Raw genomic sequence first — 18,488 nt, forward strand, 5'->3', positions numbered from 1 at the left:
TCAGTCGACCGCGACCATGACGTCGGAGGCCTTGATGACCGCATAGGCTTCCTTGCCGGCGGCAAGCTTCAGTTCGTCGACCGCCGCATTGGTGATGGAGGCGGTGACGACGGCGCCGCCGATGTCGATGCGGACATGCGAGGTGGTCGCCCCCTTGGTCACTTCGACGATCTTGCCCTTGAGCTGGTTGCGGGCGCTGATCTTCATGGTGCATTCCTTTCGATGAGGGTTGGGGTGCAGACATGGCGTCCGGCCTGTTCGAGATAGGCAACTGCAACTCCGACGCCATAGAGAGCCTGCAGCGCTTCGGACGTTAGCGCATCCTGCGGCTTTCCAATGGCAATGAGTGCGCCCGCCTGCATCAGCGCGACGCGGCTGGCGCAGGCGAATGCGTGGCTGGGATCGTGGGTGGAGATGACAACCGCCATGCCAGAGCCGGCAAAGCTCGAGATGCGGCTGAGCACGCGGGCCTGATTGCCGAAGTCGAGGCTGGCGGTCGGCTCGTCCATGACGATCAGTTCGGGCTCCTGGGCGAGCGCGCGGGCGATCAAGGTCATCTGCTTTTCACCACCTGAGATGTCGGTGAAGGGGCGGGCGGCGAGATGGCCGATACCGAGCGCGGCAAGCGCGTCCTGCGTGATCGCCCGGTCGGCCATGGTGGGCGAGGCGAAGGTGTCGATGCGACTGGCCCGGCCCATCAAGACGACGTCGAATACCGAGAACGGGAAATAGGCACCGGTCGCCTGTGGCACATAAGCGATGTGGCGTGCGAACTGCGAACGCGAGAAGGTGGCGATATCCTTGCCGTTCAGTTCCAGCCTGCCGCCCTGGCGCGGCAGCAGGCCGAGCAGGGTCTTGAACAGCGTGGTCTTGCCGCAGCCATTGGGGCCGAGCAGGCACAGCACCTCGCCACGATCCACCGAAAGCGTCACTCCGTGGCCGATTTTGACGCGGCCATAGCCGAAGGCGAGATCGGTTGCCTGAAGCATCATTGCCAGCCTCGCCGGGTCGTCAGGAGCAGATAGAGGAAGAATGGCGCGCCAATGGCGGCCGTCAGGATGCCGAGCGGCACCTCGATCGCGGCGATGCTGCGGGCGAGCGTGTCGACGCCGACCAAGTAGGCGGCGCCGATGAGCATCGAAGCCGGCAGCAGGCGCGAGAAGTCGGGTCCGACAAACATGCGCGCGACATGTGGTACGAGCAGGCCGATCCAGCCGATGATGCCCGATATGGAAACGGCAGCCGCGGTCATCAGCGTGGCGGCGGCGACAATGACGATGCGTATCCAGCGCGTCTCGACGCCGAGTGCACGCGCCTCCTCGTCGTCGAGCGTCATCAGGTTCATTCGCCATCGCAGCAGTACCATCGGCACCAGCGCGACAAGGACAGCGGGCAGGATGGACACAAGATCGGCGCGGCTGATGCTGGCGAGGCTGCCGAGCAGCCAGAAGGTGATGGCCGGCAGTTGGTTATAGGGATCGGCGAGTACCTTGAGCAGTGACACGCAGGCGCCGAGAAGCGCGCCGATGGCGACGCCCGCCAGCACCAGCACCAGGATCGGATCGCGCTCGCGCACGATAGAGCCGATGGCGTAGACGAGCGCCACGGCCGCAAGCCCGCCGGCAAAGGCAAGGCCCTGTATGGCAAGCACCGACAAGGACAGGAAAATGCCGACCACGGCGCCGAAGCTGGCGCCGGCGGAGACGCCGAGGATGTCGGGCGAGACAAGCGGGTTGCGGAACAGGCCTTGATAGACCGCACCCGCGGCCGCGAGCGATCCGCCGACGAGGATGCCGGCGCCGACACGCGGCAGGCGCACATTCCAGATCACGGTCTCGACAGTGGGCGCGACGCCGCTTGCGCCGCCTGACAGCTTGGCCATGACCACGGCGAGAATGTCAGGCGGCGCAACCGGATATTTGCCGGTCAGGATCGCCACCAGGATGATGGCGATGAGCAGCACCGCCAGCGCGCCGATGGCGATCGGCCCGGCGCGCTGGGCTTTCTGGTGCTGCTGCAAGTGCTCGGCTTCCGCTCGAAGCTCAGGGCTTCGGACCGGTGTCGGCCAGCAGCTTGCCAAGTTGCTCGTCGGTGAGATCGACATGATAGAACAGCTTGTAGAAGTCGCGGGTCTCGGCCTTCAGGTCGATTTCGGCCTTGCCAGGGTAAAGCGCCGAGGTGAGCCAGGAAACGCCGATGGCGCGGTTGACGCCGGGAGGCGCATCGAACCAGCCGAAGGGCAGGGCCGGTGCACGAAACACGCGACCGTCCTTCACTGCCTTGATGCCGGCCCATGAAGGGTCAGACAGCACCGACTTCTGGAACTTCGGGCTGAGCGTCAGGATGACGTCGGGGTTCCACGACAGGATCTGTTCGAGCGAGACATTGGCGAGCGAGCCCTTGCCTGCGGCTTCGGCGACATTGGTGGCGCCGACGGCGGACAGCACTTCCATATTGATCGAACCGGCGAGGCCGGTCTCCAGCCCGTCAGGGCCGCGGCCGTAATAGACGCGCGGGCGCTGGTCGGCCGGCACCTCAGCCACGACCTTGTCGAGCCGCTGCATCGCAGCTTCGGTGTAGGCGGCGAGCTTTTCGGCCTGCTCCTTTTCGCCCAGGAGTTCGCCGATCTCGCGCAGCGACTTCGGCGTGTTGGCGAAACTGCCGTCGATCAGCACATAGGGAATGCCGGTCTGTTCCTGCACCTTGTCGGCGAGCGAGGCATAGGTCGGGTTGACCGTGCCGACATCGAGGATGATGTCGGGCTTCATCGCCAGCACGGCTTCCATGTTGGCGGTGTCGCCCTTGCCGGTCAGGCGGCCATGGACGGGCAGGTCGCGATAGGGAGCCGCGATGAAGTCCTTCTCGTCGTCTTTGAACTCGCGCACCCAACCGACCATACGGTCGGGCGCGACCGAGTAGAGCAGCACCGAAGCGGGCGGGCCGGCGGCCATGACGCGGGTGATCTTCTCGGGCAGCGCCACCTTGCGGCCGGCGGCGTCGGTGAAGACGCGCTGCTCAGCCGAAGCAAGCGAGGCGAAGCCGACCAGAGCGGTGGCGGCAGCCAAGAATGAAATCAAGAGGTTGCGGCGTCTCATGCTGTCGATCTCGGGTTGAACAATGGGTTTGGATATATACATGCCAATATAACGAGCGGCGCATTGTTATGTTTGATCGAATATAACGGTCAAGGGCTTTGTGCGGCTGTGCCAGCCGATTCCAGGGCCTTCGCCTTGACCCATGGGCGCCGGTCGGAAAGGCTGGGTCGAGATTCAGGTGAACCTCAAAGGTTCAGTGAGCCAAGGAGAGACATTCATGTACACCCATATCCTCATCGCCACCGACGGCTCGGAACTGGCGCAGAAGGGGTTGGAGCACGGGCTCAGCCTCGCCAAGGGCCTGGGCAGCACGGTGACGATCATGAACGTGACCGAGCCGGCGCCAATCTTTGCCTCTGCCGGTATGTACGGCCCGGTGGCGACCGCCGAGGACATCGTGTCCTACCAGAAGGCTGGTGAGGAATACGGTGCCAAGGTGCTGAAGGCTGCCAAGGCCGAAGCCGACAAACTGGGCGTCAACGCCAACACCATCCATGTCGAGGAGATGTGGGCCGCCGAGGCGATCAACCAGATCGCCCAGGACAAGGGCTGCGACCTCATCGTCATGGCCTCGCATGGCCGCCGTGGCCTGGGACGCCTGATCCTCGGCAGCCAGACTGTGGATGTTTTGACCAACAGCAAGGTGCCGGTGCTGGTCGTCCGCTAGAGCAATTCCAGGAAGAGTGCGCAGCGGTTTTTCCGTCCGGAATTGCGCAAAAACAAAGAGATCGAGGGGTTCCGCGATTCGAAGGAAAGCGGAATTCTCCAAGAGCTTCGGCCTGAATGAGAAAAGGCCTCCCTGACCGGCGTCGGGGAGGCCTTTCTTGCTCGTTTGTGCTGTTCAGATGATCTTGCCGCGTGCCGGCACCGGCCACAGCTCCGCCGCCTTGTCCTTGCCGTAGACATAGACGCCGTCGACCATGTTGGTGACGACGCAGGCGTGGTTGGGCACGATGCGGATGCGCTGGCCGACTGTGAGGTTGATGTCGCCGTCGCAACGCAGGCGGCCATGCTCTTCCGACAGCTGATCTATTAAGATGTCGGGCCGGCCAAGCACATGGCCGTGACCGACGAGGCCGAGCAGGTCCGAGGTCAGCGTCTTTGAGCCGGCGTCGATGATGGCGCGGTTGGGTGCCGGCACCGAGACGACGGTGGCAAGCACCGTCAGCGCGCAATCGTCCCAACTGGTGACGCCGCGAGCGACCAGCGAGCGGTCGTTGTAGACATACGTGCCGGGGCGGAATTCGGTGGCTACAGGCGCCAGATGCGCCAGCATCATGTCGGGCGAGCCGCCCGAGGTGACGGCGGGAACGGCAATGCCCTTGGTCTCGATCAGCGCCTTGGCCTCGGTCATGAAGGCCTGCACCTTGGCTGCGCCGCCGACCGGCGGGTAGGTCATCAGGCCGGCGAAATGCAGGCCCGGGGCGGCATGGATGCGGCCAGCGAGTTCGGCTGCTTCTTGCGGCGAGCCGACGCCGCAGCGATCGGCGCCGGTGTTGCATTCGACGAAAACGCTGAGCGTTGTGCCGGCGGCCGCAAAGGCGGCCGAGAGCCCGTCGATCACGGTCGCATTGTCGGCGACAACAGCAAGCTTGACCTTGCGGGCGAGCGCCACGAGCGCGTGCAGCTTGTCGTCACCCAGGATGTTGTAGGTGATCAGCACGTCGTTCAGCCGGTCGCTGCCGGCGACCATGGCCTCGGCTTCCGACACTTTCTGGCAGGTGATGCCGACGGCACCCGCGTCGAGCTGCATCTCGGCGATGCGGGGTAGCTTGTGCGTCTTGATGTGCGGGCGGACCTTCAGCCCGTGGCTGTCGGCATAGGCCTGGAAGCGCTCGATGTTCCGCTTCGCCACATCGATGTCCACCAACACGGCGGGCGTCTGGATCTTGTCGAACATGCCTTTGCCTCGCCTCCAAATCACGAGCGCCGCGGACCTTGCCTCCGAAGCGCTTGACAAACAATGCCGCCTGTCGCCTTATACGTCAATCCATTATTCAGGACACATGTCCGTAATAATGGACATTGCATTAGAGAGTTCTTTTGGGAGGAACGGCGAGATGAAGATCGCACTTTCCGCGGCTGTCGCCGCGCTCGCGCTGATGGCGGCAACGCCTGCCGGCGCACAGGAAAAACAAAGCAAGCTCGATGAGGTTCTGGCACGTGGCCATCTGGTCATGGGCACCGGCAGCACCAACGCGCCGTGGCACTTCAAGAGCGCCGACGACAAGCTGCAGGGCTTCGACGTCGACATGGGCCGCATCGTCGCCAAGGCGCTGTTCGGCGATCCGGACAAGATCGAATACGTCAACCAGTCTTCGGATGCCCGCATCCCGAACATTACCACCAACAAGGTCGATCTGACCTGCCAGTTCATGACCGTGACAGGCGAGCGCGCCCAGCAGATCGCCTTCACCATTCCCTACTACCGCGAAGGCGTCGGCCTGATGCTGAAGGGCGACAGCAAATATGCCGACTATGCCGCGCTCAAGGCCGCCGGCTCGGGCGTGACTATCTCGGTGCTGCAGAACGTCTACGCCGAGGCCATGGTGCATGCCGCCCTGCCGGAGGCGAAGGTCGACCAGTATGAATCCGTCGACCTGATCTACCAGGCGTTGGAATCTGGCCGGGCCGATGCGGTCGCTACCGACCAATCGTCGCTGGCTTGGTACATGAAGCAGAACCCGGACCGCTACAAGGACGCGGGCTACGGCTGGAACCCGCAGACCTATGCCTGCGGCGTCAAGCGCGGCGACCAGGACTGGCTGAACTTCGTCAACACCGCGCTGCATGAAGCGATGACCGGTGTCGAGTTCGACTTCTACGCCAACTCCTACAAGACCTGGTTCGGCAAGGAACTCGCTCCGCCGCAGATCGGCTTCCCGGTCGAGTACAAGTAAGCTCGCCAATAGTGGCGCGGCCCCTGGCCTGAACTCGGCCGCGCCACATCTCTCACTCGGACGGCACCATGGGTTACACCCTCAATTTCTCGGCGGTCTGGCGCAGCTTCGATCAGTTGCTGTGGGGCCTGGGGCTCAGCCTCGGCCTGGCCTTCGTCGCCATCGCCATCGGCTGCGTCATCGGCCTCGTCACGGCCTTCGGGCTGCTGTCGAAGCAGGCGTTTCTGCGCCGGCTGGCGCAAGTCTATGTCACGATCATCCGCAACACGCCGATCCTGGTGCTGGTGCTGTTCACCTTCTTTGCGATGCCGCAGATGGGCATTCGCCTCGGCAAGGTCGAAAGCTTTGTCGCCACGCTGGCGATCTATTCTGGCGCCTATCTCGCCGAAGTGTTCCGTGGTGGTCTTCTGGCTGTGCCCAACGGGCTCAAGGAAGCAGGTCTCGCCATCGGACTGACGCAGGCGCAGATACGCAGCTCAATCGTCATTCCGCTGATGCTGCGCAACGTACTGCCGTCGCTGTCGAGCACGATGATCTCGCTGTTCAAGGACACCTCGCTGGCCGCGGCAATCGCCGTGCCGGAACTGACCTTCGAGGCACGCAAGATCAACGTCGAGAGCTTCCGCGTCATCGAGACCTGGATGGTCACGAGTATGCTCTACGTCGCCACCTGCTCCGTGCTGGCCGCACTGCTGCGCCGGCTCGAGAAGCGCATGTCCATTCCGAGGTGACCGACATGGAACTCGTCGCATTCCTCGAAACGCTTTGGCTCGCCCGCATCCCGATCCTCAAGGGCATCGGCGTCACCGTCTCCATCTCGCTGCTGGCGATCCTCGTCGGCACCGTGCTCGGCATCGGCGTCGGTCTGGCGCTGACCTATGGCAAGGGGCCGGTGCGCTGGCTGGTGCGCGGCTACACTGACTTCATCCGCGGCACGCCCGTGCTGGTGCTGGTTCTCGCGAGCTACTACGTGTTGGGTACGGTGGGCATCGACCTCGGACCGTTCCAGGCCGGCGTGCTGGCGCTCGCCGTGTTCTGCTCATCGCATGTCGGCGAGATCGTGCGCGGCGCGCTGCAGTCGATCCCGAAGGGCCAGACCGAGGCCGCAAAGGCGATCGGCCTAACCTTGCCGCAGACCTTCGCCTATGTGCTCGGGCCGCAGGCCTTGCGCCAGGTGCTGCCCGCTTGGGTCAATACGGCTGCCGAGATGGTCAAGGCTTCCACTCTGCTTTCGATCATTGGCGTGGCGGAGCTTCTGCTCAGGACGCAGGAGCTGATCTCGCGCACCTTCATGAGCCTCGAATTCTATCTCTTCGCGGGCTTCCTCTACTTCGTGATCAACTACGGCATCGAGCGCTTCGGCAAATATGTCGAACGCAAGACCTCGATCCCCTCGTGAGGCCGCATCCATGACCGGCAACCTTCTCGAAATCCGCGACTTGCATAAGCGCTACGGCGATATCGAAGTCCTCAAGGGCGTCGACTGCACCATGGCCCAGGGCGACGTCATCTCCATCATCGGCTCATCCGGCTCGGGTAAGACGACCATGCTCCGCTGCATCAATATGTTGGAGGAGTTCCAGGGCGGCTCGATCCGCATCGACGGCGAGGACATCGGCTACGAGACCGTGGGCGGCACCCGCCGCCGCAAGAAGGAAAAGGAAATCGCTCGCCAGCGCGCGATGACCGGCATGGCCTTCCAGCAGTTCAACCTGTTCCCGCATATGAGTGCTGCCGAGAACGTCATGCTCGGCCTGGTGAAGGTCAAGAAGATGAACCGCGACGAGGCGCGCGGCGTCGCCGAGAAATGGCTCGACCGTGTCGGCCTGGCAGAGCGCCGCGATCGCTTCCCCGGCCAGCTTTCCGGCGGCCAGCAGCAGCGCGTTGCGATTGCGCGGGCGATTGCCATGAACCCCAAGCTGATGCTGTTCGACGAGGTCACCTCGGCGCTCGACCCGGAACTGGTCAACGAGGTGCTGCAGGTTATCAAGGACCTCGCCCGCGACGGCATGAGCATGCTGCTGGTGACCCACGAGATGCGCTTCGCCTACGAAGTGTCGTCGCGCGTCATCTTCATGAACCAGGGCCGCATCGGCGAGGAGGGCAATCCGCGCGAGATGTTCCTGAAGCCGCAGACCGAGCGGCTGGCCGAATTCCTCAAGACTTCAACCTTCAACTAGCATTCGGAGAATTGCATGACGATCAAGCGTTACGGCACCGGCCAGTCCGGAGCAGGCAAGCAGGCACTGCCCTTCGCCCGTGCCGTTGAGGCCAATGGCTGGCTCTACGTGTCCGGCCAGGTCGCCATGGAAAACGGCGAGATCGTCGGCGGCGGCATCATCGCCGAAACCCGCAAGACGATGGAAAACGTCATCGCCATCCTCGATGAGGCCGGTTATGGCCTCGAGCATGTCGTGCGCGTCGGCGTGTGGCTCGACGACCCCCGTGACTTCTGGTCGTTCAACGGCGTCTATGCCGAGTATTTCGGTGGCCATCCGCCGGCCCGCGCTTGCGTGCAGTCGAGTATGATGGTCGATTGCAAGGTCGAAATCGACTGCGTCGCCTACAAGGCGCCGTGAATAGGTAGCGGATGCGAGGAAAAGGCGGCGCATGGACGACGTACAGGACGATGTGACAAGCAGGCGGGCGCGCGGTCTCGATCGCGCTTTCGAGATCCTGACCTATCTGCGTCTCAAGCGCACGCCCTTGCGCCCCAACGAGATTGCGTCGGGCATCGGTGCCCCGCGATCTTCGGTCTATGAGCTGGTCAACCTTCTGATGCGGCAGGGCGTGCTCGAATATCGCGGCGAGGACGGCCGCGTGTTTCTCGGCCGCAAGCTCTATTTCCTCGGCATGGCCTATGCCGAGCAGTTCGATCTGATGCGCGAGTGCGACAAGCTTTTGACTCACATCGCCGAAGAGACGCGCGAGACCGCGCAGATGTGTCTGCTCGAAGGCAACAAATACACCGTTGCCCAGATGAAGGAGGGCTCGCGTCCCTTCCGCATCTCGTCCAATGTTGGTGATCCCGTCTCTATTGCCTGGACCGCGTCGGGCCGCCTGCTTGTCGCCCATATGAGCGACCAGGAAATCCTCGACTTCATCCCGAAGGAGGATTTCCAGCTGCCCAACGGCGAGTGGCTCGATCCGGCTGTTTTCATTGCTGAGGTGCGCGAGGCGACGCGGGTCGGCTATTACACCTTCAACAGCGCGGTCGAGACCTTCACCCACTGCTTCGCCGTGCCGGTTTACCAGGCCGACAACATCTGTGTCGCCACGCTGTGCCTGGTTGCGCCGCGCGAGGATGGTCTCAAGAACCACGCCAGCTACCTCAAGACGCTGCTGAACGCTGCGGCCGACCTGTCGAGCCGCCTCGGGCATGTTGCCGACGAGCATGCACCGGGCGCCGCCCGAGCTGTCGGTCGGCGCTGAGCAGCACACAACATTCTGGATACACGATGGCCGGACGCGCACTCCTGATCGGCGAATGCATGGTCGAACTTCGCCAGGCCGGCGACGGCCTGATGCGCAAGGGCTTTGCCGGCGACACCTTCAATACGGCCTACTATCTCAGAAGCTTCCTGCCGGAGGCTTGGCCCGTCGACTATTTCACCGCTGTCGGTACCGATGCCATCTCCGACGAGATGCGCGCCTTCATCGAGGGCACCGGCGTCGGCACCGGCTTTATCCGCCGCCTGCCGGAGCGCACGCCCGGCCTCTACATGATCCATCTGAAGGACGGTGAACGCAGCTTCTCCTACTGGCGCTCGTGCTCCGCCGCGCGGCTGTTGGCCGACGATCCCCAGTCACTGCGGGTGGCGATCGACGCCTCCGACACGATCTTCTTCTCCGGCATCACGCTCGCGATCCTGGCGACCGATGCGCTTGCGACGCTGTTGGCCGAGATCGGCCGCGCCAAGGCTGCCGGCAAGCTCGTCGCCTTCGACCCCAACATCCGCCCGCGCTTGTGGGACAATGCCGACAGGATGCGTCAGGCGATCTCAGCGGGCGCCGAAGCCTCGTCCATGGTAATGCCCAGCTTCGAGGACGAGCAGACGCATTTCGGCGACACTTCAGTGGACGCGACGATTGCCCGCTATGCGGGGCTCGGGGTGAAAAAGCTCGTCGTCAAAGACGGCGCGGCCGGCATCACGCTCAGCTTCGACGGTAGCCAGTCTTTCGTGCCCGCCACACAAGCGGAAAAAATCGTCGACACGACAGGCGCCGGCGACAGCTTCAACGGCGCCTTCCTCGCCAATTACCTTCAGACCGGCGATCATTTTGGCGCGGCGAGATTTGCGGCTGGCGTGGCAGCCGCCGTCATCGGCCATCATGGCGCGCTCGTCAGCCCGGCAGAGATCGATGCGAGCGAAGTGGCGGCGCACTAGGCAATGCGCCGCGTGAATTCGCGTCCCGGCGAACCGGCCGGCTCAGTTGGCATGCACCATCTTGGTGGGCTCCTCCAGCAGGGTGAATGCGTAGCTGTCGCATTTGACGTCCGGATTGGTCGGACTGAACATCCCGTTTGGATTGTCCTTGAACAGCCAGGCATGCAGATCGTAGTGGACGAACTCTCTGGGGATCAGGGGTTCGTGGCCCTCCATTGGCCCCTGGAAGGGCTGGCCAAACAGGCTTGGCCGCTCCTTGGCTGCTTCAAGCGGAACCAGCCATTCGACCGCAACAAGGCGCAGCTTTCCGCGGTGAGGTTCGTAGATCAGCACATTCGGCTTGTTGGGGTCGGGTGGGCCCTTCACCGTGAGATTGACGAAGTGGACGCCCATGGCCCCCTTCGGATACTCCATGCGTCCTTCCATCTTCTTGCCACTGTAATGGACGCAGCCGACCGTCGAAAGATAGAGGTCGCGGACCGCCACATACGGGTCCTGGTATTTGGCCAAGGCCTGGCGGGCCTTGTCGAGATCGGCTTTGCTGGCTTCTTCGGCCTTGGCGGAATTGATGGCCGGGTTCACATTCCAGATGAGAGCCAGGGCAATGATGGCTCCGCCGGCGAATGTTGCAGACTTCATGACAGCTCCTCCGATTGTGTTGTCGGGTAAGCACTGCAATCAACTGCACGATCCCGAAGTCTCGCGCTCTACGCCGCTGCTGTAAATCAATCGAATGGGGGAGGGAGCGTTGGGCTCGGGTGGCGATCACGCTTCACGACAAAAATGCTGCAAAGCCCAGTCGCGGAATGGTTTTTCGCGGTGGCCTGCCTTTTCGGTATGCATTTTGCCTACACTTTGATCGGCTACCCCTTGAATTTATTGGAAAGAAATTTTACCATGGGTGAACTGATCATTTTATGAGTTGCCGCAACGAGGGATAGCTGCGTGAAAGAGGACCGTTTGTCAGCCGTGATGACTGCCGACGGCAAGAGGGCGCCGGCCCCGGTATCGACAAAGGCTCAGCCGGCACCGCTTCACCAGGACCCGCATGCCATCCGCGACACGCCCGAGAAGGTGCTCGAGGTCGCGCTCGGTCATGAGGTACGGGCCTTCCGCAAGAAGCTCGGCATCACCGTCGCCGATCTGGCGGCGATGACCAACATCTCGCTCGGAATGCTCTCCAAGATCGAGAACGGCATCACCTCGCCGTCGCTGACGACATTGCAGGCCCTGTCGCGGGCGCTGGGCGTGCCGCTGACCGCCTTCTTTCGCCGCTTCGAGGAAGAGCGCAGTGCTGTCTTCGTCAAGTCTGGCGAGGGTGTCGACGTCGAGCGCCGCGGCACCCGCGCCGGTCACCAGTACAATCTGCTCGGCCATATCGGCTCGAACACCGCAGGCGTGACCGTCGAGCCCTATCTCATCTCCCTTTCGGGGGATTCGGACATCTTCCCGACCTTCCAGCACGAGGGCATGGAGTTCCTCTACATGCTCGAAGGCGAGGTGGTTTACCGCCACGGCACCAACCTCTACCGCATGACCCCAGGCGACAGTCTGTTCTTCGATGCCGATGCGCCGCACGGACCGGAAGAGCTGACCACGCTGCCGATCAAATACCTCTCGATCATCTCCTATCCGCAGGGCAATTCGGGCGAATAGCCTTCAGTCAGCAGATCGGAATTGGGCTGGATCAGTCCTTGTTGCGCGCGGTTTCCGCGGCAAAGCCAAAATGACGCATCACCATCTCGCGCCAGTTTTCTGCGATATCGGCCTTCTCGACGGCACGGCGCATGCATGTCAGCCAGAGGTCGCGCTCGACCGGCCCGATCTCGACATGCTCGTGGATTTCCTTGAGGCGGGAATGGCCGTGCTTCTGCACATAATAGCTCGGGCCGCCGAAGAAGCCGCAGAGATAGTTGAACTGCTCTTCTCGCGAATGGGCAACGCCATGGCCACGCAGGTGCAGCCGATGCAGCAGCGCCGCGTCCTCGTCCTGCTCGACGATGTCGTAGAAGGTCTCGACCAAGCGGTGGATGGTTTCTTCGCCGCCGAGTTCGGCAAACAGCGAGCGTCGCGCGGGTTGCAGCGGTTCGTTCATCGTCACCTCCTGCGACGTGCCCGTGGGGGCGCGGCCACGCCTTCAAAAAAGCAAGGGCGGCCCCGCCGAGACGCGGAGCCGCCCTTGTGTATTCTGGCGTCTAGTCAGGGCCGAAGCCGGGCGAAGTCGGTGCGCCGTCATCATATTTCGACAGCCACTCGACCACTGTCGGCCGGTATCGGGTCAGACCCTTGTAATCGGCAAGCTCGACCGGCAGGTCCCGCAGCACGCGATGGAAACGGCGCGCCCATTTCGGCTGGGCCACAAGTTCATCCATCTTGATCAGGTAGCATCGGATCGGGAACACCAGGGCATTGGAACGCGGCAGGCGCCAGAAACTCTGCAGTTCGACGCGCAGATGCACCTTGTTACCGACATTCTCCGGCGTCACCGTCAGCCGGTCGGTGCCCCATTTGTGGAAATTCTCGGGGCTGGTGTCGAGACGCGGATTGATCGTCATCGTCCAGTTGAGGCGGCGCGCCGGCTGGCCCTGCTGGATGTTGGTCAGGAACTTCAGAGCGCGGGTGAAGATGCCCTTTTCATGCGCCAGCGGCACCGGTGCGTGCCACTCGAAGAAGTTCATGCCGATGTCGAAGTCGAGCGACCAGTCGGCCTGGGTGGTGACCATGCCGGCGTCCATCCAGAGATTGCCATCGCGCTGGTCGAGGATGGCGAAATCGCCCTGGCTCTGGCGGGTGATGTATTCCATCGGCCCATAGGGCAGGGTGGAGACGTCGCCGAAGGTGAAGGTGTCGTCGATGCCGAGCGGACGATTGATCCAGCGCCAGCGGTCGCCGTCGCGGGTCAGCGAAAAATGCTCGGGATAGCTCTTGGCTTTCTCGACCATCAGGAGCTCAAGCAGGTCCCAGCCGGCCAGCGTCATGTGCGGCAGCGACTGGCAGCGCAGCGGATCTTCCGCCAACACCAGTGCGCGGTCTTCCATCTCGGAGATGTAGTGCTCGTCGACGTCGATCAGATGCTCGAACACGCTATTGCGCGGACCCGGCACATGCGGCTCGATGTTCACCGCATACATGTATGCGTCTTCGTTGAACGGGAACGGAAACCGCCTGACCTGCTCCGGACTGTTCTTGAAGCTGAAGTCGTCGCGGAACGTTTCTTTCCTGAAGTTGATACCCATGAAATCCTCCCTGTTCCGGCCTGATGTCAGCGTTCGAGAACCAGCGATCGTCCTTCGAAACGCGACACGCACGGCATGATCTTCTTGCCCGAGCAGTGCTCCTCGGCACTCAGCCAGTGGTCGTTGTGCTTGAACGTGCCGTCATAAGAGACAACGTTGGTCTCGCACTGGCCACACACACCGCCGCGGCAGAGATAGGGCGGGTCTATGCCGGCTGCTTCCATCGCTTCGAGCAGGCTCTGCTGCTCGCCGACATGGATGTCCTTCTTGGATACGGCCAGCGTGACGTCGAACGGCTTGCCGGGCTGAGGGGCCGCGAAATGCTCGAAATGCACGGTTTCGTCGGGCCAGCCGTGCTGGGCCGCGGTGTCGCGCACCCATTTGATCATGCCGGCCGGGCCGCAGACATAGAGATGCGTGCCAAGCGGCTGGGTTGCCAGCAGACGGTCGAGCGGAATGCGCTCGTTGCGGTCGTCGTAGTAGAGGTTGACGCGATTGCCGTAGCGGTCGCGCAGCATGTCGGTGTAACTGCCCAGCGCTTCGCTGCGGCAGGTGTAGTGCAGCTCGAAATTGCTGCCGGAAGCAGCGAGTTGCGCTGTCTGTGCCAGGAACGGGGTGATGCCGATGCCGCCGGCGATCATAAGGTGCTTCCTGGCGCGCAGGTCCAGCGAAAACAGGTTCACCGGATAGCTGATCACCATTTCCATGCCGCGCTTGACGCGGTTGTGCATGAACAGCGAGCCGCCGCGACCGGAATCGTCGCGGCGCACGCTGATGGTGTAGTCGCGCGTGTTGAGCGGCGAGCTCATCAGCGAATAGGGGTTGAGCCTGGTCCGGTCGCCGTCGCGCATCTCGACCACGACATGGGCGCCGCCTGAGAAGGTTGGCAGGCTCTCGCCATCGGTGCGCTCGAAATGGAAGCGCTTGACCAGTTCGTTGACCGCGACCACGTCGGTCACGGTGACGTTGAGTTTTGTCGTTCCCGCGCTCACCGGAAAATCTCCTCCTTGTGAGGCACCTCGGTCGGATCCTCGGCGTTGATGCAGACGCCCTGGAACGCTGCCAGCCGCCGCGAATAGTGGTCGCGGACGAGCAGCAGCAGCCCGCAATGCGAGCAGGTGGCGGGCTGGGTGGTGACGTTTTCGGTGATGCCCTTGCAATGCACGCACTGCATGCGGCGGGCCAGCGATCCACGCTGCTCGGTCTGGATCGAGGCGTGGTCGATGCCAGCCTCGAGCGCTGCCTGCATCACCTGGCCGATCAGCCCTTCGGTGCCTGCCAGATAGATGCGCAGGCCCATATGGGCGTTGGCGAGGGTCCATTTCAGTCGCGGCATGGCTGCCGCGACTGACGGGCCTTCGTAGTACTGGGTCGGCTTGAGCGCCTTCAGGCTGTCCTGGAAGCGGTTTTCGGTGCGGCCCGGTATGAACATGATGTGGGCACTGGCGAAGAAGCCTTCGGGCGCCTGCCGCGCCAGGTCCAGGATCGCGGACGCCCCTTCGGCGTCCGCTACGAGAAGATGGCTGCTACCGGCCTGCGGTGACAATGTTCCGTAGACCGGCCGACTGAGGATCGTCTTCACCGGTGCACTTTCCAAGGTTTCAGCCCTTCGCTGTCCGCTTGAGCTTCTTGGGATCGTCGAAGGGCAGCGACTGGGCGGTGGCCTTCACGGTGCCGCTGGCGTTGCGGATCTCGAGCGGGGTTCCGACGATGGCGCAGTCGACGTCGAGCCGGGCGATGCCCATCGACTTCTTCACCAGCGGCGAATACATCGCGCAGGTTACCACGCCGACCTTCTTGCCGTCGCGCCAGATCTCGGCGCCTTCGTCGGCGGCCTTGTCGCTGTCGAGCAGCACGCCGAAAATCTTGAAGCGCTCCTTGCCCTTTAGGCGGTAGTGCTCCTCGGCGCCACGGAAGCCGGTCTTGCCGGGGCTGACGGTGAAGTCGAGGCCGAGCTCCCACAGCGTGTCGCCGGGGCCTTCATTGGCGAAGGGATACTTCTGCGAGTTGTCGTAGGGGTAGAACAGGAGGTAGCTTTCGACGCGCAGCATGTCGAGCGTGGTGAAGCGCGTCGGGATGATGCCCATCGACTTGCCTTCGGCGACGATGGTGTCCCAGATTTTCGGCGCATCCTGGCCGCGGCAGAAGATCTCGTAGCCGCGCTCGCCGGTGTAGCCGGTGCGCGAGATCATGACGGGCAGGCCGAACAGCTGGGTCTGCATGTGGTGGAAGTAGTTGAGGTCGCGGATACCGGGCACGTGCTTGGCGAGGTAGTCGACCGCGAGCGGGCCCTGCAGCGACAGGTCGTGCAGATTGTCGTCGAAGCGCACCGAGACGTCGCGGCCGATCGAGGCGCGGGTCAGCTCCTCATGGCCCGATCCCGAGCCGTGCACGACCATCCAGGAGTTGGTCGAGATGCGGTAGATGACGCAGTCGTCGGTGAACTTGCCGGCGTCGTTGAGCATGCAGGCATAGACCGACTTGCCTGGATAGATCTTCTCGACGTCGCGGGTGGTGCAGAGGTCGATGAGGTGCGAGGCGTGCGCGCCGGTGATGTGGACCTTCTTGAGGCCCGACACGTCCATCAGGCCGGCCTTGGTGCGGATCGCCAGATACTCTTCGTCCGCGTCCTTGTCGTAGGACCAGGCCGTGCCCATGCCGCTCCAGTCTTCGAGCTTGGAGCCAAGGGCGCGGTGGCGGTCGGCCAGGGTCGAGAAACGCCAAGAAGCTGTCATCGGTAATTCTCCTCCGTTTGTTCCACTCCGCCTATGTTGGCGATCCTGCCTTCAGGCGGACATTGTTGGGGACATATTGAACCGAAACTTGCCCCCAGGGCAATATCCAAGTGCAAGAAATTTTACTTACAGGCAACTTTTCTTGGGCTGGTTTTGCTTGGCTCGACTATCGGCGCAGCGCAGGCAGGAGACGCCGTACCTTCGGCGGGAACGGCAGAAGAGATCGGCACGAGGTGCCCGCCAACGATGCCGTTGGAAAAAAAAGGGCCTGGCACAAGGTGCCAGGCCTTGAAGGGCGCTCCAGGCCTGGGGGACAGGTGGGTGGGGAGGAGCGCCTTGGGAGAGTGAAGCTCGCTTCGGAGTGCCGCGAGCCTTGGTGACGCGCGGCATTCCCAGTCATTTGACCCTTTCCGAAGATCGAAATCGTTCGTCGGGCCGATCGGTTCTCAGAACAGGCCTTCGATCTGTCCCTGTTCGTTGAGGAAGATCTTTTCCGATGACGGCGCCTTTGGCAGGCCCGGCATGGTCATGATCTCACCGCAGATGGCGACGACGAAGCCGGCGCCGGCCGACAGCCTGACCTCACGCACCGGCACCACATGGTCGACGGGGGCGCCGCGCAGGTTGGGGTCGGTCGAGAATGAGTACTGCGTCTTGGCCATGCACACCGGCAGGTTGCCGTAACCCGCCTGTTCCCACGCATGCAGCTGGTCGCGCACGCTCTTGTCGGCGATCGCCTGCGAGCCGCGGTAGATGCGCTTGACGATGGTGTCGATCTTGTCGAACAGCTTCATGTCGTCGGGGTAGAGCGGGGCGAACTGCGAGACGCCGCTTTCGGCCAGGCTGACCACCTTCTTGGCGAGATCCTCGATGCCGGCCGAACCCTTGGCCCAATGCTGGCACAGGATCGCCTCTTCGCCCATCTTGGCGACATAGTCCTTCATCGCCGCAATCTCGGCGTCGGTGTCGGAATAGAAGTGGTTGATGGCGACCACCGCCGGCACGCCGAACTGGCGGACGTTTTCGATGTGGCGGCCGAGATTGGCGCAGCCGCGCTTGACCGCCTCGACGTCCTCCTTGCCGAGGTCTTCCTTCTTGACGCCGCCATTCATCTTCATGGCGCGCACGGTGGCGACGATGACGGCGGCTGCCGGCTTCAGGCCCGCCTTGCGGCACTTGATGTCGAAGAACTTCTCGGCGCCGAGATCAGCGCCGAAGCCGGCTTCGGTGACGACATAGTCGGCAAGCTTCAGCGCGGTGGTGGTGGCGACCACCGAGTTGCAGCCATGGGCGATGTTGGCGAAGGGGCCGCCATGGACGAAGGCCGGGTTGTTTTCCAGCGTCTGCACCAGGTTCGGCTGCACGGCGTCCTTCAGAAGCACGGCCATGGCGCCGTCGGCCTTGAGGTCGCGGGCATAGACGGCACTCTTGTCGCGGCGATAGGCGACGATGATGTCGCCGAGGCGCTTTTCGAGATCCTTGAGGTCGGTGGCCAGGCACAGGATCGCCATGACTTCGGAAGCAACCGTGATGTCGAAGCCGGCTTCACGCGGAAAACCGTTGGCGACGCCGCCGAGCGAGCAGTTGATCTCGCGCAGCGCCCGGTCGTTCATGTCCATGACGCGGCGCCAGACGACGCGGCGGGTGTCGATGTTAAGCTCGTTGCCCCAGTAGATGTGGTTGTCGATCAGCGCCGATAAAAGATTGTGGGCGGTGGTGATGGCGTGGAAGTCGCCGGTGAAGTGGAGGTTCATGTCCTCCATCGGCACGACCTGGGCATAACCGCCGCCGGCGGCACCGCCCTTGACGCCGAAGTTCGGCCCGAGCGAGGCTTCGCGGATACAGACGATCGCCTTCTTGCCGATGCGGTTCAAGCCGTCGCCCAAGCCTACCGTGGTCGTGGTCTTGCCTTCGCCGGCCGGCGTCGGGTTGATGGCGGTGACCAGGATCAGCTTGCCGTCCTTGTTCTTGCGCGCATCGGCGATGAACTCGGCCGAGATCTTTGCCTTGTCATGGCCATAAGGCAGCAAATGCTCGTTCGGAATACCGATCTTCGCACCGATCTCCTGGATCGGCTTCTTCTTCGCGCCACGCGCAATCTGGATATCGGTCTTGAATTCGGCCATGACTCTCT

Annotated in this window: 21 protein-coding genes; 9 read left to right on the plus strand and 12 right to left on the minus strand. The window is 63.0% G+C overall.

Annotated features, from left to right (window positions below; translation table 11 throughout):
- From B015_RS0104585 to B015_RS0104600, 4 genes are read right to left on the minus strand one after another with little or no spacing between them, the layout of a single operon-like run.
- Positions 1–207 carry a molybdopterin-binding protein gene (locus tag B015_RS0104585; protein WP_018426488.1) on the minus strand — a complete coding sequence of 69 codons (207 nt, stop codon included), beginning with the start codon at positions 205–207 and terminating at the stop codon, positions 1–3.
- The gene (locus B015_RS0104590) at positions 204–992 is read right to left on the minus strand and encodes an ABC transporter ATP-binding protein (protein ID WP_026226886.1); all 789 of its coding nucleotides are present in this window, start codon (positions 990–992) and stop codon (positions 204–206) included. The genes B015_RS0104585 and B015_RS0104590 overlap by 4 nt, the downstream gene beginning before the upstream one ends.
- Complete coding sequence (locus B015_RS0104595) at positions 989–2,020, minus strand: iron ABC transporter permease (protein ID WP_018426490.1); 1,032 nt, start codon at positions 2,018–2,020, stop codon at positions 989–991. Before B015_RS0104595 ends, B015_RS0104590 begins: the two co-directional genes overlap by 4 nt.
- 22 nt (positions 2,021–2,042) lie before the next feature.
- Positions 2,043–3,095, minus strand: a complete 1,053-nt coding sequence (locus tag B015_RS0104600; protein WP_051091939.1) for an iron ABC transporter substrate-binding protein — start codon at positions 3,093–3,095, stop codon at positions 2,043–2,045.
- Positions 3,096–3,312: 217 nt separating this feature from the next.
- On the opposite strand from B015_RS0104600, the gene B015_RS0104605 reads away from it, so the two are divergent.
- On the plus strand, positions 3,313–3,762 hold the full coding sequence (locus tag B015_RS0104605) for a universal stress protein (RefSeq protein ID WP_018426492.1): 450 nt from the start codon (positions 3,313–3,315) through the stop codon (positions 3,760–3,762).
- 174 nt (positions 3,763–3,936) lie between these two features.
- Here the strand turns inward: B015_RS0104605 and B015_RS0104610 are convergent, their stop codons facing one another.
- On the minus strand, positions 3,937–4,995 hold the full coding sequence (locus B015_RS0104610) for a D-TA family PLP-dependent enzyme (protein ID WP_018426493.1): 1,059 nt from the start codon (positions 4,993–4,995) through the stop codon (positions 3,937–3,939).
- 160 nt (positions 4,996–5,155) lie between these two features.
- Between B015_RS0104610 and B015_RS0104615 the strand changes: the two genes are divergently transcribed.
- The 7 genes from B015_RS0104615 (at position 5,156) to B015_RS0104645 (ending at position 10,383) form a co-directional block, all read left to right on the plus strand.
- Positions 5,156–5,995: a transporter substrate-binding domain-containing protein gene (locus B015_RS0104615; protein ID WP_018426494.1), complete on the plus strand. Its 840-nt coding sequence runs from the start codon at positions 5,156–5,158 to the stop codon at positions 5,993–5,995.
- Between the two features lie 68 nt (positions 5,996–6,063).
- Positions 6,064–6,726: an amino acid ABC transporter permease gene (locus B015_RS0104620; RefSeq protein WP_018426495.1), complete on the plus strand. Its 663-nt coding sequence runs from the start codon at positions 6,064–6,066 to the stop codon at positions 6,724–6,726.
- 5 nt (positions 6,727–6,731) lie between these two features.
- A complete protein-coding gene (locus B015_RS0104625) occupies positions 6,732–7,394 on the plus strand; it encodes an amino acid ABC transporter permease (RefSeq protein ID WP_026226888.1) in 663 nt (220 codons plus the stop codon).
- 10 nt (positions 7,395–7,404) lie between these two features.
- Positions 7,405–8,175 carry an amino acid ABC transporter ATP-binding protein gene (locus B015_RS0104630; RefSeq protein WP_018426497.1) on the plus strand — a complete coding sequence of 257 codons (771 nt, stop codon included), beginning with the start codon at positions 7,405–7,407 and terminating at the stop codon, positions 8,173–8,175.
- 15 nt (positions 8,176–8,190) lie between these two features.
- Positions 8,191–8,574, plus strand: coding sequence for a RidA family protein (locus B015_RS0104635; protein ID WP_018426498.1), 384 nt, complete (start codon positions 8,191–8,193; stop codon positions 8,572–8,574).
- A gap of 31 nt (positions 8,575–8,605) precedes the next feature.
- Entirely contained in the window at positions 8,606–9,427 is an 822-nt protein-coding gene (locus B015_RS0104640) for an IclR family transcriptional regulator (protein WP_018426499.1), read from the plus strand.
- A gap of 26 nt (positions 9,428–9,453) precedes the next feature.
- A complete protein-coding gene (locus B015_RS0104645) occupies positions 9,454–10,383 on the plus strand; it encodes a sugar kinase (RefSeq protein WP_018426500.1) in 930 nt (309 codons plus the stop codon).
- Positions 10,384–10,425: 42 nt separating this feature from the next.
- Here the strand turns inward: B015_RS0104645 and B015_RS0104650 are convergent, their stop codons facing one another.
- Positions 10,426–11,022: a hypothetical protein gene (locus B015_RS0104650; RefSeq protein ID WP_018426501.1), complete on the minus strand. Its 597-nt coding sequence runs from the start codon at positions 11,020–11,022 to the stop codon at positions 10,426–10,428.
- 333 nt (positions 11,023–11,355) lie between these two features.
- Here B015_RS0104650 and B015_RS0104655 point away from each other — a divergent pair, with 333 nt between their 5' ends.
- Entirely contained in the window at positions 11,356–12,039 is a 684-nt protein-coding gene (locus B015_RS0104655) for a helix-turn-helix domain-containing protein (RefSeq protein ID WP_018426503.1), read from the plus strand.
- A gap of 31 nt (positions 12,040–12,070) precedes the next feature.
- On the opposite strand, the gene B015_RS0104660 is transcribed toward B015_RS0104655, so the two are convergent.
- From B015_RS0104660 to B015_RS0104685, 6 genes are all read right to left on the minus strand, one after another.
- Positions 12,071–12,478: a group II truncated hemoglobin gene (locus tag B015_RS0104660; protein WP_018426504.1), complete on the minus strand. Its 408-nt coding sequence runs from the start codon at positions 12,476–12,478 to the stop codon at positions 12,071–12,073.
- A 100-nt stretch (positions 12,479–12,578) separates the two neighbouring features.
- Positions 12,579–13,619, minus strand: coding sequence for a DUF3445 domain-containing protein (locus B015_RS0104665; RefSeq protein ID WP_018426505.1), 1,041 nt, complete (start codon positions 13,617–13,619; stop codon positions 12,579–12,581).
- A 26-nt stretch (positions 13,620–13,645) separates the two neighbouring features.
- The gene (locus B015_RS0104670) at positions 13,646–14,611 is read right to left on the minus strand and encodes a PDR/VanB family oxidoreductase (protein ID WP_018426506.1); all 966 of its coding nucleotides are present in this window, start codon (positions 14,609–14,611) and stop codon (positions 13,646–13,648) included.
- Entirely contained in the window at positions 14,608–15,201 is a 594-nt protein-coding gene (locus tag B015_RS0104675) for a dimethylamine monooxygenase subunit DmmA family protein (RefSeq protein WP_040456017.1), read from the minus strand. Before B015_RS0104675 ends, B015_RS0104670 begins: the two co-directional genes overlap by 4 nt.
- Before the next feature lie 19 nt (positions 15,202–15,220).
- Positions 15,221–16,354: an aminomethyltransferase family protein gene (locus tag B015_RS0104680; RefSeq protein WP_018426509.1), complete on the minus strand. Its 1,134-nt coding sequence runs from the start codon at positions 16,352–16,354 to the stop codon at positions 15,221–15,223.
- A 446-nt stretch (positions 16,355–16,800) separates the two neighbouring features.
- A complete protein-coding gene (locus tag B015_RS0104685) occupies positions 16,801–18,480 on the minus strand; it encodes a formate--tetrahydrofolate ligase (protein WP_018426510.1) in 1,680 nt (559 codons plus the stop codon).
- Between the last annotated feature and the right edge of the window lie 8 nt (positions 18,481–18,488).

The sequence above is a fragment of the Hoeflea sp. 108 genome (assembly GCF_000372965.1).
Taxonomy (GTDB): Bacteria; Pseudomonadota; Alphaproteobacteria; order Rhizobiales; family Rhizobiaceae; genus Aminobacter.

What these genes read in the sequence shown, in the direction of transcription:
- B015_RS0104585 (WP_018426488.1), bottom strand. Translation starts at nt 207, where the DNA reads ATGAAGATCAGCGCCCGCAACCAGCTCAAGGGCAAGATCGTCGAAGTG.
- B015_RS0104590 (WP_026226886.1), bottom strand. Translation starts at nt 992, where the DNA reads ATGATGCTTCAGGCAACCGATCTCGCCTTCGGCTATGGCCGCGTCAAA.
- B015_RS0104600 (WP_051091939.1), bottom strand. Translation starts at nt 3,095, where the DNA reads ATGAGACGCCGCAACCTCTTGATTTCATTCTTGGCTGCCGCCACCGCT.
- B015_RS0104605 (WP_018426492.1), top strand. Translation starts at nt 3,313, where the DNA reads ATGTACACCCATATCCTCATCGCCACCGACGGCTCGGAACTGGCGCAG.
- B015_RS0104610 (WP_018426493.1), bottom strand. Translation starts at nt 4,995, where the DNA reads ATGTTCGACAAGATCCAGACGCCCGCCGTGTTGGTGGACATCGATGTG.
- B015_RS0104615 (WP_018426494.1), top strand. Translation starts at nt 5,156, where the DNA reads ATGAAGATCGCACTTTCCGCGGCTGTCGCCGCGCTCGCGCTGATGGCG.
- B015_RS0104620 (WP_018426495.1), top strand. Translation starts at nt 6,064, where the DNA reads ATGGGTTACACCCTCAATTTCTCGGCGGTCTGGCGCAGCTTCGATCAG.
- B015_RS0104625 (WP_026226888.1), top strand. Translation starts at nt 6,732, where the DNA reads ATGGAACTCGTCGCATTCCTCGAAACGCTTTGGCTCGCCCGCATCCCG.
- B015_RS0104630 (WP_018426497.1), top strand. Translation starts at nt 7,405, where the DNA reads ATGACCGGCAACCTTCTCGAAATCCGCGACTTGCATAAGCGCTACGGC.
- B015_RS0104635 (WP_018426498.1), top strand. Translation starts at nt 8,191, where the DNA reads ATGACGATCAAGCGTTACGGCACCGGCCAGTCCGGAGCAGGCAAGCAG.
- B015_RS0104640 (WP_018426499.1), top strand. Translation starts at nt 8,606, where the DNA reads ATGGACGACGTACAGGACGATGTGACAAGCAGGCGGGCGCGCGGTCTC.
- B015_RS0104645 (WP_018426500.1), top strand. Translation starts at nt 9,454, where the DNA reads ATGGCCGGACGCGCACTCCTGATCGGCGAATGCATGGTCGAACTTCGC.
- B015_RS0104650 (WP_018426501.1), bottom strand. Translation starts at nt 11,022, where the DNA reads ATGAAGTCTGCAACATTCGCCGGCGGAGCCATCATTGCCCTGGCTCTC.
- B015_RS0104655 (WP_018426503.1), top strand. Translation starts at nt 11,356, where the DNA reads ATGACTGCCGACGGCAAGAGGGCGCCGGCCCCGGTATCGACAAAGGCT.
- B015_RS0104660 (WP_018426504.1), bottom strand. Translation starts at nt 12,478, where the DNA reads ATGAACGAACCGCTGCAACCCGCGCGACGCTCGCTGTTTGCCGAACTC.
- B015_RS0104665 (WP_018426505.1), bottom strand. Translation starts at nt 13,619, where the DNA reads ATGGGTATCAACTTCAGGAAAGAAACGTTCCGCGACGACTTCAGCTTC.
- B015_RS0104680 (WP_018426509.1), bottom strand. Translation starts at nt 16,354, where the DNA reads ATGACAGCTTCTTGGCGTTTCTCGACCCTGGCCGACCGCCACCGCGCC.
- B015_RS0104685 (WP_018426510.1), bottom strand. Translation starts at nt 18,480, where the DNA reads ATGGCCGAATTCAAGACCGATATCCAGATTGCGCGTGGCGCGAAGAAG.